This window comes from Pedobacter nutrimenti, assembly GCF_032678445.1.
Classification (GTDB): domain Bacteria; phylum Bacteroidota; class Bacteroidia; order Sphingobacteriales; family Sphingobacteriaceae; genus Pedobacter; species Pedobacter nutrimenti_A.
On sequence record NZ_JAVTSQ010000005.1, the window covers coordinates 85,675 to 100,462 of the forward strand.

Annotated in this window: 23 protein-coding genes; all 23 read left to right on the forward strand. The window is 42.9% G+C overall.

Going from position 1 to position 14,788, the window contains the following annotated elements:
- Nucleotides 1–819 precede the first annotated feature (819 nt).
- On the forward strand, nt 820–1,161 hold the full coding sequence (locus tag R2S08_RS09920; RefSeq protein ID WP_316835030.1) for a hypothetical protein: 342 nt from the start codon (nt 820–822) through the stop codon (nt 1,159–1,161).
- A 6-nt stretch (nt 1,162–1,167) separates the two neighbouring features.
- The gene (locus R2S08_RS09925) at nt 1,168–1,563 is read left to right on the forward strand and encodes a DUF6915 family protein (RefSeq protein WP_410479522.1); all 396 of its coding nucleotides are present in this window, start codon (nt 1,168–1,170) and stop codon (nt 1,561–1,563) included.
- A 3-nt stretch (nt 1,564–1,566) separates the two neighbouring features.
- Nucleotides 1,567–2,226, forward strand: a complete 660-nt coding sequence (locus tag R2S08_RS09930) for a hypothetical protein (RefSeq protein WP_316835032.1) — start codon at nt 1,567–1,569, stop codon at nt 2,224–2,226.
- A 75-nt stretch (nt 2,227–2,301) separates the two neighbouring features.
- Nucleotides 2,302–3,030 (forward strand): hypothetical protein, encoded by a 729-nt coding sequence (locus R2S08_RS09935; RefSeq protein ID WP_316835033.1) that lies wholly within the window; start codon nt 2,302–2,304, stop codon nt 3,028–3,030.
- 12 nt (nt 3,031–3,042) lie between these two features.
- On the forward strand, nt 3,043–3,294 hold the full coding sequence (locus tag R2S08_RS09940; RefSeq protein ID WP_316835034.1) for a hypothetical protein: 252 nt from the start codon (nt 3,043–3,045) through the stop codon (nt 3,292–3,294).
- A gap of 70 nt (nt 3,295–3,364) precedes the next feature.
- On the forward strand, nt 3,365–4,213 hold the full coding sequence (locus tag R2S08_RS09945) for a hypothetical protein (protein WP_316835035.1): 849 nt from the start codon (nt 3,365–3,367) through the stop codon (nt 4,211–4,213).
- Between the two features lie 205 nt (nt 4,214–4,418).
- Nucleotides 4,419–5,531 carry a hypothetical protein gene (locus tag R2S08_RS09950; RefSeq protein WP_316835036.1) on the forward strand — a complete coding sequence of 371 codons (1,113 nt, stop codon included), beginning with the start codon at nt 4,419–4,421 and terminating at the stop codon, nt 5,529–5,531.
- 403 nt (nt 5,532–5,934) lie between these two features.
- Nucleotides 5,935–6,333 (forward strand): single-stranded DNA-binding protein, encoded by a 399-nt coding sequence (locus tag R2S08_RS09955; protein WP_316835037.1) that lies wholly within the window; start codon nt 5,935–5,937, stop codon nt 6,331–6,333.
- Nucleotides 6,334–6,382: 49 nt separating this feature from the next.
- Entirely contained in the window at nt 6,383–7,447 is a 1,065-nt protein-coding gene (locus R2S08_RS09960; protein WP_316835038.1) for a DUF932 domain-containing protein, read from the forward strand.
- A gap of 52 nt (nt 7,448–7,499) precedes the next feature.
- The gene (locus R2S08_RS09965; protein ID WP_316835039.1) at nt 7,500–8,129 is read left to right on the forward strand and encodes a hypothetical protein; all 630 of its coding nucleotides are present in this window, start codon (nt 7,500–7,502) and stop codon (nt 8,127–8,129) included.
- 90 nt (nt 8,130–8,219) lie between these two features.
- Nucleotides 8,220–8,471, forward strand: a complete 252-nt coding sequence (locus R2S08_RS09970; RefSeq protein ID WP_316835040.1) for a hypothetical protein — start codon at nt 8,220–8,222, stop codon at nt 8,469–8,471.
- Nucleotides 8,472–8,481: 10 nt separating this feature from the next.
- Nucleotides 8,482–8,892 carry a hypothetical protein gene (locus tag R2S08_RS09975; RefSeq protein ID WP_316835041.1) on the forward strand — a complete coding sequence of 137 codons (411 nt, stop codon included), beginning with the start codon at nt 8,482–8,484 and terminating at the stop codon, nt 8,890–8,892.
- Nucleotides 8,879–9,100, forward strand: a complete 222-nt coding sequence (locus R2S08_RS09980) for a hypothetical protein (protein WP_316835042.1) — start codon at nt 8,879–8,881, stop codon at nt 9,098–9,100. Before R2S08_RS09975 ends, R2S08_RS09980 begins: the two co-directional genes overlap by 14 nt.
- A gap of 10 nt (nt 9,101–9,110) precedes the next feature.
- On the forward strand, nt 9,111–9,320 hold the full coding sequence (locus R2S08_RS09985) for a hypothetical protein (protein ID WP_316835043.1): 210 nt from the start codon (nt 9,111–9,113) through the stop codon (nt 9,318–9,320).
- 2 nt (nt 9,321–9,322) lie between these two features.
- Nucleotides 9,323–9,787, forward strand: coding sequence for a hypothetical protein (locus R2S08_RS09990; protein ID WP_316835044.1), 465 nt, complete (start codon nt 9,323–9,325; stop codon nt 9,785–9,787).
- Nucleotides 9,788–9,829: 42 nt separating this feature from the next.
- On the forward strand, nt 9,830–10,501 hold the full coding sequence (locus R2S08_RS09995; RefSeq protein ID WP_316835045.1) for a hypothetical protein: 672 nt from the start codon (nt 9,830–9,832) through the stop codon (nt 10,499–10,501).
- A gap of 3 nt (nt 10,502–10,504) precedes the next feature.
- Nucleotides 10,505–10,750: a hypothetical protein gene (locus tag R2S08_RS10000; RefSeq protein WP_316835046.1), complete on the forward strand. Its 246-nt coding sequence runs from the start codon at nt 10,505–10,507 to the stop codon at nt 10,748–10,750.
- 22 nt (nt 10,751–10,772) lie between these two features.
- A complete protein-coding gene (locus R2S08_RS10005; protein ID WP_316835047.1) occupies nt 10,773–11,228 on the forward strand; it encodes a hypothetical protein in 456 nt (151 codons plus the stop codon).
- A gap of 35 nt (nt 11,229–11,263) precedes the next feature.
- Nucleotides 11,264–11,782: a prtrc system protein e gene (locus tag R2S08_RS10010; protein WP_316835048.1), complete on the forward strand. Its 519-nt coding sequence runs from the start codon at nt 11,264–11,266 to the stop codon at nt 11,780–11,782.
- A gap of 19 nt (nt 11,783–11,801) precedes the next feature.
- Nucleotides 11,802–12,020, forward strand: coding sequence for a PRTRC system protein C (locus R2S08_RS10015; RefSeq protein ID WP_316835049.1), 219 nt, complete (start codon nt 11,802–11,804; stop codon nt 12,018–12,020).
- 56 nt (nt 12,021–12,076) lie between these two features.
- On the forward strand, nt 12,077–13,162 hold the full coding sequence (locus tag R2S08_RS10020) for a hypothetical protein (RefSeq protein ID WP_316835050.1): 1,086 nt from the start codon (nt 12,077–12,079) through the stop codon (nt 13,160–13,162).
- A complete protein-coding gene (locus tag R2S08_RS10025) occupies nt 13,159–13,878 on the forward strand; it encodes a PRTRC system protein B (RefSeq protein WP_316835051.1) in 720 nt (239 codons plus the stop codon). The genes R2S08_RS10020 and R2S08_RS10025 overlap by 4 nt, the downstream gene beginning before the upstream one ends.
- Nucleotides 13,875–14,678 carry a PRTRC system ThiF family protein gene (locus R2S08_RS10030; RefSeq protein WP_316835052.1) on the forward strand — a complete coding sequence of 268 codons (804 nt, stop codon included), beginning with the start codon at nt 13,875–13,877 and terminating at the stop codon, nt 14,676–14,678. Before R2S08_RS10025 ends, R2S08_RS10030 begins: the two co-directional genes overlap by 4 nt.
- The last annotated feature ends 110 nt before the right edge of the window (nt 14,679–14,788 follow it).

The following is a 14,788-nucleotide window of genomic DNA, read 5'->3' on the forward strand; positions in this document are numbered from 1 at the left end:
TTAGTCTCTACTAATAAATTATTTTTCCGATATCACTGATGTCGGATTTTTTTTACCCAAAAATTTGGAAAGTAACGGTATAACTAACGATTATCTGGCAGGAAATAATAATAATCATAGCTTAAGATACCAATTTTATGGTCCTGGGTTCCAGAAAGCGATGAATAGCTATTGCTTATACTGAACCGAACAGGAAGCACTTCAGACCCACTTTAACATCATTCCCAACGCTTGGAACACACCACCAGCTTCCATTGACGTTACATACCTGCTTCGCTCCTTCAGTCCTCGTACAACCAGTTTTCACCACTATGAACTTCGGTTCTGTCCACAGTCCAGTTAGTTGTGTTCGTCCTGACCTGCCCTTTCAAACGCTCCGCAAACATACTATCGGGCAGGAAACTCCCGAAAGTCTGCGCCGCCTGAAATGGGCGTCTTGCCTACTGTTTTTTAAAAAAAATCTCCGGCCATCCCGATTCCGCCTAACGTAAAATATAGGCGGCGGACGGCCGTATTTTTTTTAAAAAAACTTTCTACTGTTCCCTGCCAGATCGTGTCACCGCTTTAGTTTGAAAGGACAGCCCAGGCCGCTTTCAAACCCCACAAGGACCGGGGGCCTAGTAGTCGAGTTCCCGCAGTGGCAAAAACCAGGCACATTGGCTACCTGAACAGCAAATAGCTCAGTAAGCGCCTGACATCGGAGACAGCGGGTTGGCCAGTTTATCCCAATCGTTCGCTACCTGAGTAAAAAAAGCGTCTGCCGGTATGCTTCCGGCACCGATGAGACCAGGCAGGTCGAAACGCTTAATTCTAGCAGATATGTTTAAAGTACGCATTCACCGAAAAACGCCTACAAAGAAAAATCCACAGATTCTTGTAGCTGTAATGTGTGGCAACGTGGAGGACCAGGGAACTTTCCAAAGGGTTTTCAAGTACCGGGGGATCGATCCATTTTTTATCGCCGAACGCAATATGACTGCATCCGAAAAACTTAGAACGGAGTTCAGTTGGCGATTACAGTGGTACTCCTATAAAAACTGGAAGGAACTGATCCTGGATGAATGGGAAGTTACAGAAGACCATGATTGGGTCAAAAAATTATTCGTGCTATCCGGGTTGAAAGGCGCTGCTCAGGATATTATTAATGACATTAAAAGCTAAAGCATTATGCATTATTATGACCATGCGCTTCTTAGTGCAAAAAAATTCGGTTGCGTTGTCGACGATACTTTACGGCTTCACAAACTAATGGACAGCTCAAAGTTTTTCTTTCCCGCAAGCCAGCACCGGATGTTTTCACACAATACCTGGTTTATCCAGGTCCTAACTGAATTGGTTGGCGACACAGTGATTAATTCCCAAAACGGGCAACTGCTTTCTACACGGGATATCCTCTACGAGCATTGCCGAGAAGATCATGACGGGAAAGTCCCATCCTTGCAGGACTGGTTACAATGCGTCCGGTTCGAGGTGCCCGAACAACACCGCAATTGGTTTAACAATCCCCGTGGTAGCGACAAACAACTTCTTAAACAGATTAAGTCTGACCTTTTAAATCTATAAACAATGGAAACAACTAAAATCCATGCAATACAAGCCTATTGCGATGAATTGACCCGCGATGGCCAAGAACTTTCTGTAACCTGGGAAGGTGGCAATGACTCCGGATGGCTAACACTAAAGCTTGACGGCATCGAAAAAGAAAATCTAACTGAAATTGAACATGATTTACTTCATTTTGTGGGAGAAGAATTGGGTTACGGCTCTTTCGCGGGAGATTTTTCGACAGATGGCGAAGCTGTATACAATAGAGATACTAAGTGTTTTATCGGCGAAGATACCTACTCAGAAAGCGAGCAGGGGTTACAGGAGTGTGCAATAGAATTAAGCCTTCCCGAACAGGTCTGGTTTGACACGCTTATGATCCAGGTGGAAGTACAAGACGGCTACGATGTTCCTGAAGCCAACCTAACATTACAAATTCTAAACGGCCCCTATCCTGAACATTTTGATAAGATAAAATCGAAAATCGAAAATTATCTTCAGGAGATGTTCGCCTTGGCTACAAATCATATTGAGGCGTTTGGCGGTTTATGGGAAACCTTTTTGATCAGTCGACAAGACTTTCAAACCCATGATGGGTCGCTTAAGGGTTACATCAACCAATTTAACTACAGTTATAACACAACAGACGTAAAGGATATATACATTCCATTTAGTGAATAGCCTCTCTCCCTCTGGTTCTTTCATTTCTTGTAAGAACTCTAATAACCCATCACTATTTATTAATACTTCTATTTTATGAACAAGACCAATCTGCATGACGCTACCTATTATGTTAGCGGCCTTCAGGGTTTTACCCTGTCTGAAGCCTTACGATTCTGGAAGGCAAAATTTGAAACCATCAAACATTTTAAACGGGATGTCATTACGCATCCATTACTAGAAGAACTGGGCACCTTTGTAGAGGAAATATGGGACAGTATTATCCCCATCTCCGTACGGGAAGCTTTAAAGGAAAAAAACACCGAAAAAAGAAGGACTATGTTTGATTGCATCGGCGTAGCCAAACTTTTTAGACAATTAAACCCTGAATTGTTGGACCAACAAGTCATTAATAAGAAAAGAACAAGGTGGGATCAAAACAACAAAGCATGGGATCATCAGTTTGAAGATGTATATGAGTTGTACCGGATTGATGGTCATAAACTATTCGAGCCTTTAAGCGATTGGCAACGACCAAACCCCGTATTTGCAGTAAGGTGCTGGTGCACGACAACGAACCGGGAATACTGGATTTATGTACCCGAAGAGATTGCAATCGGTATCCGAAGGTGGTCAAATGGAAATAGCAATCCCGATGCTATCAGAGCTATTGCATGGACGATCCGTATAGACATTTCCAATCCCAAGCGAATATTCAGGCAAGGTGACATCATCGTTGTGGAGGAATCAGAAGATTCCAGGCAGGTGACACCTTACCATCTTACCAAAGAACAATATCTCGATCTATTTTTTTCAGAAACCTAAAATCGGTTTATTATGTACAACAACAAATCAAAAAGGCTCGTCTTAGGAGAAGGCGAGACCATTGGGCACAAACATGTGTTGGAGAGTAGCCAAGAAATCAGCTACGAGAAGTCGGATGATAACATCCGGCTTTTTTTATCGGGTATGGGTATCCTTACCCATGATGAACACGACCGGATCGTACTCGAATCGGGGAAGTACCGGAGCTATAACCAGGTGGAGTTTAATCCTATGGATGGAACAGTAAACCGTGTATTCGATTAGCGAACGTTCTGCTCACAGTATCAGGGGAAGCAAAATGCTTCCCCTTTTTCATTTCTAATTCATAAAAATCATGAAAACAGTAAACAGCCTATCGGCAGGGAAAACCAGCAGTTATCTGGCCGCCCATTACCCAGCCGATCTTGAAGTTTTTGCGCTGGTTTGCATTGATTGCCACAATGCCGGAAGAAACATTGACCGCAAATTGATTCAGATGGCCAATGACAAACTGCAAAAGTATTGTAGCCACCATAAACCTTTTGTAGCGACCTCTGAAGACCCTATGATCCTGAAAACGATGTTTGACCTGGAGCAGTTTTTAGGCCGTGAAATTATCTGGTTGCGCGGGGTAAGCTGGGAGCAGATGCTCCGTGCAAAAAAAGCCATACCTAATATTGACAAACGTTTCTGCACCACGATTCTCAAAATAAGCCCCATTTTTGAATTTCTCTACTTCTATCATGAGCTACCTGTTCAGATGCGCATTGGTTACCGTTATGACGAGATGGAACGTGAAACACAATTCTCCGATACCATTCATTATCCTACGCGGTGTGATTACAGGCCTAAATCCAATACCTGGATTCACCGCTGGCAGGACATCCTGTGGAGGATAGGGGACTTTCCATTGATCCGCGATAAGGTGTTGCACCACCATGTTCAGCAGTACTGGCAGGACAAGTCCATCATATTTCCACAGGATTCCAATTGTCAGAACTGTTTTTGGAAAGCCCCACAACAACTCCGCAAGAATTATGAAACCAATCCCTCCATCATGATGTGGGCAGCAATTATGGAGGTACTTTATGATCATACCTTTAAAGAAGATTACTCCCTGCTTGAAATTCAGCGAATGGGCCTGCAATTGGATTTTTTCTTTGGTAGTGGAAGTGGTTGTCAGGCGGGTTTTTGTACCGACTAATTTTAACACTTAACTGGAATTTGGATGTAAATAGAATTGCTCACAAATTTCGGCCCTGGCCTTCGGAAGCGGCCAAAAAATTCCACCATAAACACCAAGCCCTCCCTTCATTGCCTTCATTTATTGCGTTGCTTTTTGGCCTTGCTTGTCCAGGACCGGAGGATGCTTCATCATTTCATTTTTCATCCTAACATTTTGAAGCATTATGAAAACCTTACAGACGAACTTATTTCGGAGCATCAAAGAACTTACCCATCAACCACTTATTGTTGCCTACGGATTGGGCGTTGACAGTACTGCAGTACTTGTGAAATTACATCAGCAGGGTATACGTCCAGATGCCATACTCTTTGCTGACACGGGAAATGAGAAAAAAGAAACTTATGCTTACCTGCCAGTAATCAATGCATGGTTGCAAGAAGTCGGTTTTCCACCTGTCACCGTTGTACGATATGAGCCAAAAGATTTCAAAAATTATCCACCGTATGCTACCCTTGGTGAAAACTGCCTCACTAACGGAACGCTTCCCTCTCTAGCTTTTGGCTTCAAGAGCTGTTCACTGAAATGGAAAGTAGCCCCTCAGAACGCCTGGACCAATAAATGGCTTATGGCAGTAGATTACTGGAAAGTAGGAGGAAAAGTACTGAAGATTATTGGCTACGACGCCAGCCCCAAAGATTTAAAGCGATATGCTCACGCAAAAGACCTTGAAGATCCGCTATATCAATACTGGTATCCCCTTATAGAATGGAACATGGATCGCCAGGCATGCAAGGCAGCCATCCAATCTGCGGGCCTTCCTGTACCACCCAAATCAGCCTGTGTCTTTTGCCCGGCAACGCAACCACATGAATTGCTCGAATTCCGTAAAGAGTACCTACGTCTTATCGTTATCATGGAAGCAAGAGCGAAGCCCCGCTTGCAGGGCTGTATGTCCGCCGAACAATTGCAAGCCGATTTCCAAAACCGGCACCGTCTCTGGCAACAGAAAATTGAATCCGTTACCGGACCTGTTTCCCAAAAGTTAATTGATCAGCAGCCACAGCTTAAATCCGTTGGTTCTGGCTGCGCAGGCCTATGGCGAAAAGCAACTGCTTCAAGGCCGGCTATGATGACGGATTACATTCGGACAAATGGATTACTTCCTTTAACTGAAATTGATAGCCTCCAGCAAAATGCTCCCATCGTGATCATGAAAAACCAAACTGCCTATGCCGCGGCAATGGATTTTGTCAATTGGCATGACTTCCTGGAAATGTTCTCTGACGAAGATGCCCTTGATGAGTTGGGCTGCTGCGCCAATTGCGCGAAAAAATAAGGTGCTACTTCCCGATAGCATTACTTCTAAAGACCCTCCCCTGGTCATAATCATGACTCCTCTAACCTTACTCAGCCTTTATGCTTTTCGTGTAATCCTTCTGGATTCAGTAAAGATGGGAAGACCTGCACCAATGACCCTTTTTCAAATAAAACGTCGAAAAGGCAGCTAAGGTAGTGGGCCCAAGCCATCCCACACACCTGCCAAAAAAATTTGGAATGAACGGTTTCCCCCCAGAGGGGCCCCCCATTAAATCCAATTTTTTTTGGCTTTCGCTTTTGTGCCCACTGGTTTCCTTGCTTTCTTTTTTTCCGTTTTTTCTTTTGAAAAAGGCTCTCCGGGGCAGGCGGCTGAAAAGAAAAAAAGCGAGTAGAAAAAAAATGTTCACAAAAAAACAAAAGTTATGGAAATCATCATTGGCAGAATTACAGCGGACGCCAAAGTAGCCACCGCACAAAACGAAAAACAAGTAGTAGAATTTTCTATTGCAATTGAAAACGGCTACAAGCCTAAAAACGGAGAGTATCAAAAAAAGCCAACCTTTTTTAGTTGCTCTTACTGGCTGAACGCAGGAGCAGCCAAAAGACTAAAAAAAGGTGTACTGGTTCAGTTGTACGGCCACATCGGAATGAACGTGTACAATAACGCTGAAAACAAGGCAGTAGGCATACTCACTTTTCATGTTACTGATTTTAGAACCCTGACAGCAGTACCAAAGGAAGAAAGCAACCCACAGAGCCAAATCATCCACCCGGCAACAGTAGCGGTGCAACAGTCACAAACAGAAGACCTCCCCTTTTAATCCTTTCACCAATCAATTCATTTTTCAACCCATTCAATTTTTAAATATCATGTCACATAATCTCAATTTAAACGAACAGACAGGAAACTGGAGCTTTTTTAGTGTTCAACAAAAAGCATGGACAGGCTTAGGCAAAATCATACAGGACTATCCCACAAGTGCAGAGGCCATCATACATGCCGGACTGAATTACCCGGTAGAAAAACGTAAACTTTTTACCCCAACAGCCGGAGCCGTCAGTATTGAAGGAGACATTATCTATAACCAGATCGAAGTTCCCAATTTTTTCGCCACCGTTAGAAATGACAACAATGCCGTATTAGGCGTAGTGGGTAAAGACTACCAGGTAATACAGAATTCAGAAGCCTTTAGCTTTTTCGATGCTATTGTAGGCGGCGGTGACGGTATCCTGTATGAAACCGCAGGGGCGTTAGGCATGGGAGAACGCATTTTTATTACAGCAAAATTACCCGACTATATCCGCGTCGGCAATGATGATGTTATAGAAAAGTACCTTTTTCTAACCACTTCACACGATGGTAGCGGAAGCATTACCGCAGCCTTTACACCCATCCGAATCGTTTGTCAAAATACCCTTAATGCAGCCCTTCGCAATAGTACAAATACTATCCGGATCAAGCATACCGCAAACGCCAAACAACGCCTGGTCGAAGCACACAAGGTGATGGGTATGAGCAATAAATTGACAGAACAGTTAGAGGGCATATTTAACCAGTGGGCAGCAGTACGTATTACAGACAAAGAAGTAAAGAAGCTGATCCAAATGGCAATGGCTCCTAACAAGGAAACTCTGAGCAACCTCATTTCCGGTAAAACTGATGAACTGTCCACGTTGTATAAAAATACAGTAGATGATGTCTTTACCTACGCTATGACCTCAGATACACAACAAATGACAACCACCAAAGGCACAGTGTTCGGAGCCTACAATGCTGTTACAGGTTACTTTCAGAATGTCCGCAATTACAAAGACGATGAAGCAAAAGTAAAATCCCTGCTCATGGGCGGTACGGCGCAATTACGCAACCAGTCCGCTTTTGACCTATGCAATGCATTTGCAAAAGACGGAGCAGATATTTTTCAATTCAATTAATTAAACCCTGTGCAGACGGGCAAGCCCGTCTGCACTCTTAAAAAAAAACGTCATGAAATACGAAAATCAATTAACCCCGCAAGGCAATGCCCTTATACTACACCAGATGTTTCCTTCTGAAATCCCAAAGTTGCTCGGATACATAGAAGACGTTTGTATCACCATTCAGGAAGATGCAGAACGAAATCGAAAAGTATGGAATAATGAACGCTTGACATTTGAACAGTGGCTAAAAGGTGTACAGCGCGTGCAATCAAAGATCACTTATTATAGAACAGCCCTATGCAAAAGCGCCCATTTCTTTTCAAGTTCCCTCTTTAACGATAATACTGCCATAGTTAGCCACTATTGCCTCAATCTGTATGTCACTACCATGATCCAACCGAACCCGCAGTTCACACAATTGGTTCAAATGCTGCACAATAAATGGATCGGGCAGATAGAGCAAGCACCCGAATACATTACCCACGCAGAAAACTATCCAGACCAATGGGTTTGTTTGTGTGGCAACCAGGCCGAAAGTGATGGATTTTATTCCTGCAATGAAAAGGGCGATCAGATAGAACCCATCGAGGGTGAATGGGATGAACTCTACATCTGTATGAGATGCGGAAGGATCATCGACCAAAGAAATTTACAGGTAACGGGGTACAACCCGCACCCAAAGCCTTTAGAAGACTGATAAACCGATCCAAACTACCGCATCAATTTCAATTTAAAAACCAAGCCTGAATGGGATCATTCCTTGCAGGCTACAAGAGAAAATAAAACCATGTATTACGAGATAAATATAGCCCTTAACGGGAGGCATTTTTTCGCCACCGCCCCACGCAGCATTACTTCTATTCCTGAATTAATGGCAGTCTTCACTGCACTCGATAAAAAATTTACGGAGCAGGAAGGTTACAGTATGATGGTTAGTTACTATCCTGGAATCGGTTATGGCTGCTGCGGGGATGAAATGAGAAAGGCTTGTCAGAGCAATGACCGCTACGAGGTAGCAAAATTATTCACAAAACAGTAAACGCATTTTTATGAAACCGCTACACGAATTAAGCAACACAGAAAAAGGCAAATTATTGGCTGACCTTTTCCCCGATGAACTGGAAGGTATGGTGGAGATGATTTCGGGCTTTAGCCACTATACTATAAATCACAAGCAGGAAATAACAACAAACTGGAGTAATGGATTCATAACACCGGACTTTTGGTGCGGGCTTGCTGCGGAAGTAGTACAGCTTATCAACAGACATCGGTACAGCATGATAAGAAGCAGCAAGGTGTTTAGCGACCAATTGTTTTATGGCAACACAGCAGTTTTCACCATCGACTGTATTAGAAAATGCGCACAATCAGAAGGTGCGCCCGAAAAATTCAAAATAGCCGTAGACCTGCTTTTTGATTCCCATCCACTCCCTAATAACAACAACAATGAACAAGAATAAAAATCATTTCACTTATGAAACGTCCGCAGGAAGCAAAAGCGGTTTTTTCGACATCTATCAGTCCCGCAACGGAAGCATTATGTTACAGCTAGGCTATGCATTTACAAGGCTTAGTTACAAGCAAATTGAAAGGCTGCGCCTGGATGTATATATCCTCAAAGACTTCGATCACGATGCTTATGTTCAATGCTATCAGAATGAGATTTAAAAATCAAGCTATGCAAAATACCGGCCATTGCAACCCGGCAGCGATCCAGGAAGAACTAAAAGTAGCTATTGAAGTGTTTAACGATTTTCTTTTCTACGGTCAGCAGGAAGATGAACCTTTTTTAAAACGCATCTACAAACAACGGTTTGCGGAATGGAAACAAATACACGGAAAACTATCGCAGCTACAATCAGAATTAAATAACCCTAAATCAACATAAAAATGGAAGATCAACAAATAGAAGAAATGGTGATTGTAAAACTGCCATTTGAAGGTTATGCACATACCTTTTGCATAGGACAAAAGGTCAACTATAGCACTCTTTCACTGGATGAATACCTGAAACTGGACAAAAGCCTTATCCTGGTTACCTGGGCGCAGTTTAATGAAATGCACCGATCATTTTATAAGACCCCGTTCTCTGAAATTTCAGAGCAAACTTGGCAAAGGGCATTAGAGGAATTACCCCCATTAAAATGGCATTGGGTGTCCACACGCTTTAATCTCTTTTATTGTTTGGAGGCTTTGAGTGGGACGTTTCACGCCCTTTATGTATTCGATAAGCAAACAGAAAAGTACTATACTGGAACAAAGAGCCTTTTCATGAAAAGCGAAGAAATCCTGCAGGAAATCAGCAAGGAGATTTTGAATGAAGACAAGCATACCAACAACCCTGAATCACAATAAAGTGAAAAGAATAAATCTTAGCAAAACCTTAAATAAAAAGCCATGAAAACCATAAAAATAAAACTGTACGAGTTCTCCGAACTGGATAAAGCAGCACAGCAGAAGGCATTAGAAGAATGGCGTTACATCAACGTAGACAGTGATAATTGGTTCGATTTCAGTTTAGAACATTTCCATACGCTATGTAAGGCCTTAGGTATCGCCACGGACAGTGATAAAATCTCCTTTAGCGGGTTTTATTCCCAGGGTGATGGCAGTTCCTTTGATTCCGAAATTGATCCGGTAGTACTGGCAAAATCCATTGCCCAAGGGACATGGGAGGAGGTTGCCTCTATAGGGAGGCTTAAATTATCCCCTTGTCCCTGCCGTCAGGCCGTTTTGAATTTAATAAAGGCGCAATTTATAGACTATACAGCAGTGACCAAACGCCCTTCAAACGGGAATTGGGTTAACCTGGAAGTAGATTTTTGGTATGACCATAATCAATGTTCAAATTATCAGCATATTGAAAATCAGTTGAACCTGCTAAAGCAATGGCTCACAACAGTAATTGCCGCACTCAATCAATACCTCTACCGATGCCTGGAGGATGAATACGAATACCTATGCAGCAACCAGGAGGTTCAGAACACCATTGAAGCCAATAATTATTTTTTCACCGGGGAAGGAAAGCCAGCCGACTATATACTTTCCCTTTCCATGCCAAACCCTTAAACCATGAAAACATTATTTGATTCCACAGACCCGCAGTTTTGGGGATATGTATTTTTTATCTCTGGTATTCTGATCCGCTTTATTATTGGCGCAAACAGGTACAGGCGCAGAGGTGCGGGAGGTCTGCAACATTTTAATCACCCCTATGCTGTTGCTTTACTCATCACATTCTTAGAATGGGTATTTAAATGGGCTGCATACGCCTTGATCCTGTTGGGCATTTTTATGCTCCTGAATGCAAAACCTTGACCTACCATTTAATAAAATTGTTATGGGACTTTATATGACCGTTGTTTTAAAAGAGCAACATAAAAACGATTTTTTTATTGACCTGCTCAATCAGGAGTTAACCGACAATTATGGTGCAAATACTTGTAGCAAATTCGCCTCATGGCAGGATTTAAAGGAAGATGTAGATTATATCAACTTCCACCCTGAAGGCTTAAAGCAGTTGACCGACTGCAAAAGGCCGCTTACGATGAAGCAGCTTCAGGAAAATTTCTATTGGTTCAGGGTGGGGGAATTTTCATTTAAACTTTCAGGCGATTGCACCTGCGATGATTCCAGGGACGCAGTAGCAGTTTGTAAATGGTTATCGCAAACCAAATGTAAGTACATAGACAAAAGGCAATCCAGTACTTACAGCAAAAAAATAGTATCGCAGTACTTCAATCCTCTATTTGAGGAAGAGGGATACGACCTGCAATTATTATGGAAACAGCGTTGAATAAAAAGCACAATTAAAAATTAAAACTAAAAGACATGGAAACCAGATTTTTTCAGCACCTTTTTGACCTACAGCCCACAGGGGAATGGATCATTGCCATAAAGCCTTCTTCAAACGGACGCATAGTTGTATCCGCATTGTATAAAGATGCAGCTTGCACCGACCCGGCAAGTCATAGGATACCACCCCTTCATTTTAATGAGGTTCCGGCAAAAATTGACGCCGCTTTTTTCAGCGACCTTAAATCGGCTGTTACCGATACCGTTCAACTTTTCAATAATATGGAGCATTACCGTAAACAATTAGAAGCGGCCAATAAAAATTCCCAAATGCAAAAGGAAAAAACGGTCAAAGCTGACAAGGAGAAAACAGAAAGTGAAAAGAAGTACGATGCCGGATTAAAAAAGGCTAAGGAATTAGAAGCAGAGGGCAAGTACCGGGATGCCTGGATGAAAGTACCTGAACCCGGTGATTATCCCGACCAGGCAGACTTCTTACGAAAAAGACGGGAAGAACTTTCAGCCCACTTTGCCCCTGACCTTTTTAATGCTTAATCCCTAAAACAAAAATATTATGCTACTGGCAACCACACTCCCAAGAGTATTTCTCTTTGAACATAAAGGGGAACAACTCAACTTGTCCGATCCTTCACCGGACTTCGATAAAGATAGCGTCCGGGATTTTTACGCCATGACCTATCCGATCCTTACCACTGCATTTGTTGAAGGGCCGGAAATAATGGATGATAGTATACAGTACAAATTTGTCAGCACAATCGGCACAAAAGGATAGAATATGAAAAAGAAGAAACTAACAGGAATAATTGTAAAACCCAAAAGTAAGGAACTATGCAAACTGTATCACAATTTGGCTCGTCTCGGCGGGGAACTGGACAAGTTGCCCGACGCAGCATGGGCAATAGAAAACAAAAACCGATCCTGTCCCCTAAGCCGCTTGCCAATGGTTTTTTAAAACACAGGTTTTTACCATTATTTGAACCTTGCAACGAATTGCCGAAGAAAAAAGATACGGAAAGGGATTTTTTTATATCCCTTTCCTATATCGCCGCAGCCTACGGCCTTAACCCGATGGACACTTCGGCCTATAGCTACCCGTACAATGTACAACTAGCCCGGTACGACCTGCAACAGCAACTCGGCAGTATAATGGATTGCCAGGTACAGATTATGAAGCAGGAGCAACAAACATTTATCGTATTGGAGTTAAACTACAATACCGCAAATGTACTCTATCATATTCCTATACTGCCCCTTTACAGATTGATCCAGGATAAGACCAACATAGCATTATCTCAAATGCTGCTGTCTGTATTTGCTTACTTATACCATGTTGCAGATATTCCGTACTACAGGTGTCCGACTTGTGATGTTTATTATCAATACGAAATGTTGGAGGAATATTTGGAACATTCATGGGAACAGGAAAGGGAACAAGACGAAGACTATGCAAGTAACCGTCAGGAACTGGACGCAACTATTTATGTGGGTGACCAGATGGAAAATATTTTGTCCGATCCCTCCCACCTGAATGATTTTGAGCGAAGGGTAACATCTTTCTGTCCTGCTAACCCAATGGAACGGAGATTTCACCGCCTAAGCATTAAGGTATGGCAGCTATACCGCGACTTCCCCGGTAAGACCGCTTTTGGTAACATTGAGCCAGATGAAAATTACGAAGAAACGGTAAGGGTCGATCAATATATTTCCTTTGTTTATGACACCAAAGGATGGACAAGCGCCATGTTGGTACAATCCATAAATGACTATTACGGTGAGTGCGGTACAACGAAAGAACCCAAACAAACGCTCTTTTTTGATAAACCGTACAATGCCCGTCCTATAGGACTGGATTTTGAAGGGAAGTTGTTCCCGTTACTATATGAATTAAAAACCTACTTATACGAATTGCCATGAAAGAAATTACAGAAGAATTTGGCAGGTGTTATTATCCTCAATCCGCTTTTTTAGTGGTTTACGAAAACGGCAGCTACCAAAAGGACATCTATATAGAATCCTACAACTTTGATGCCAATGGATGCCCTATCAATGCGCACCCTCTTAGCCTGAAAGAAAGGAGAATGTTTGCCAAAGCATTAGATCAATCCGGAGACTTTAAGCGGGGCTATCTGAAACCCAAAGGTCTGCTGCCTGAAAATGTACTATACCTTAACCCAGAATCCAATGGCTTTGCTGTTTGGTATACCGGGAAACAACAAGCCCATCTTTTTTTTAAAGAGGATTTGGGTATTGCTAATGGTCAGGCATGGATATCGCCCTTACTCTGGAAAGCGACAAAAGAAAGTTTGTCGGTGTATGCCCTCATAGACACAGGCAAACCTAATGTGGATAGTATTCTGTACCACGCCCCTTTTTTTAATATTTATGAGGATGGCAAGGTTTGCATGGGAACAGTAAAAATCGACATAGCCGATGATTGCACCCTGGATGATTTTATAGCGCGATGGGAGCAGTATTTCTTTAACAGCTATTTCTCCCATCTGCTCAGACAACGCAGCCCGGTAAAAGGCAATATCATTTCCCTTTGGCAAAGTCTTATAGGCAGTCACAAGAAATTTCCATTAAAAGAATTAACCCCTAATAAATTGACCCTTAAAAACATCCTCTCATGAATACCTTAATCCCAATGCACTTTACCGCAAACTACCTGCTCAATCCCACCAACCCGGTTACAGTGAACCTGATCGGGGCGGGCGGAACAGGATCGGCCATGCTGACCAATCTTTTAAAGATACACCATAGCCTGAAAGCATTCGATCACCCTGGCTTGCATGTTACTGGTTTTGATGATGATATAATTACCCAGGCCAACCAGGGCAGGCAGCTTTTTGCTGATTGTGAAGTCGGATTGCATAAATGCGTTGCGCTGATCAACCGGATCAACTGCTTTGAAGGAACAAACTGGAAAGCAATGCCCTTAAAATATGGCAAAGACCGGAACGGTTGGGCAGTCGGGCAAGCCTATGCCAACATAACCATATCCTGCGTAGATACCATCAGTGCCCGCTTTGACATTGCCGATGTCCTTTGGGAAGCGGAAGGTAATAACTGCCACCGAAGGGATCAATGTTATTACTGGCTGGATTGTGGAAATGCAAAATTTACAGGGCAGGTGGTACTCTCTACTGTTGGTGAAATTAAACAACCGGAATCCAAACAGTACAAGCCTGTAGGACTATTGCCGATGGTGACCGATGAATTCTATGACCTGTTGCTCAGTCAGGACGAAACGAGCGTTCCCTCCTGTTCTACTGCCGAAGCATTGGAAAAACAAGACCTTTTTATTAACCCTTCCATTGCGGAAATCGGAGCAACACTACTCTGGCATCTGTTTCGCAAGGGAATGACCCAAAACAGAGTGATCTTCCACAACCTGGAGTCAATGCATACAACGGCCATCAAAGTCGCTTAAAACGGCGGGAAACCGCCGCGAAAACTATCCACCTCGTATCCTCGGTGACATAGTTTTCGCGCTACAATGGTGCAGCGTTTCCGCTGCAGTTATCCAATGGTATTTCCTGC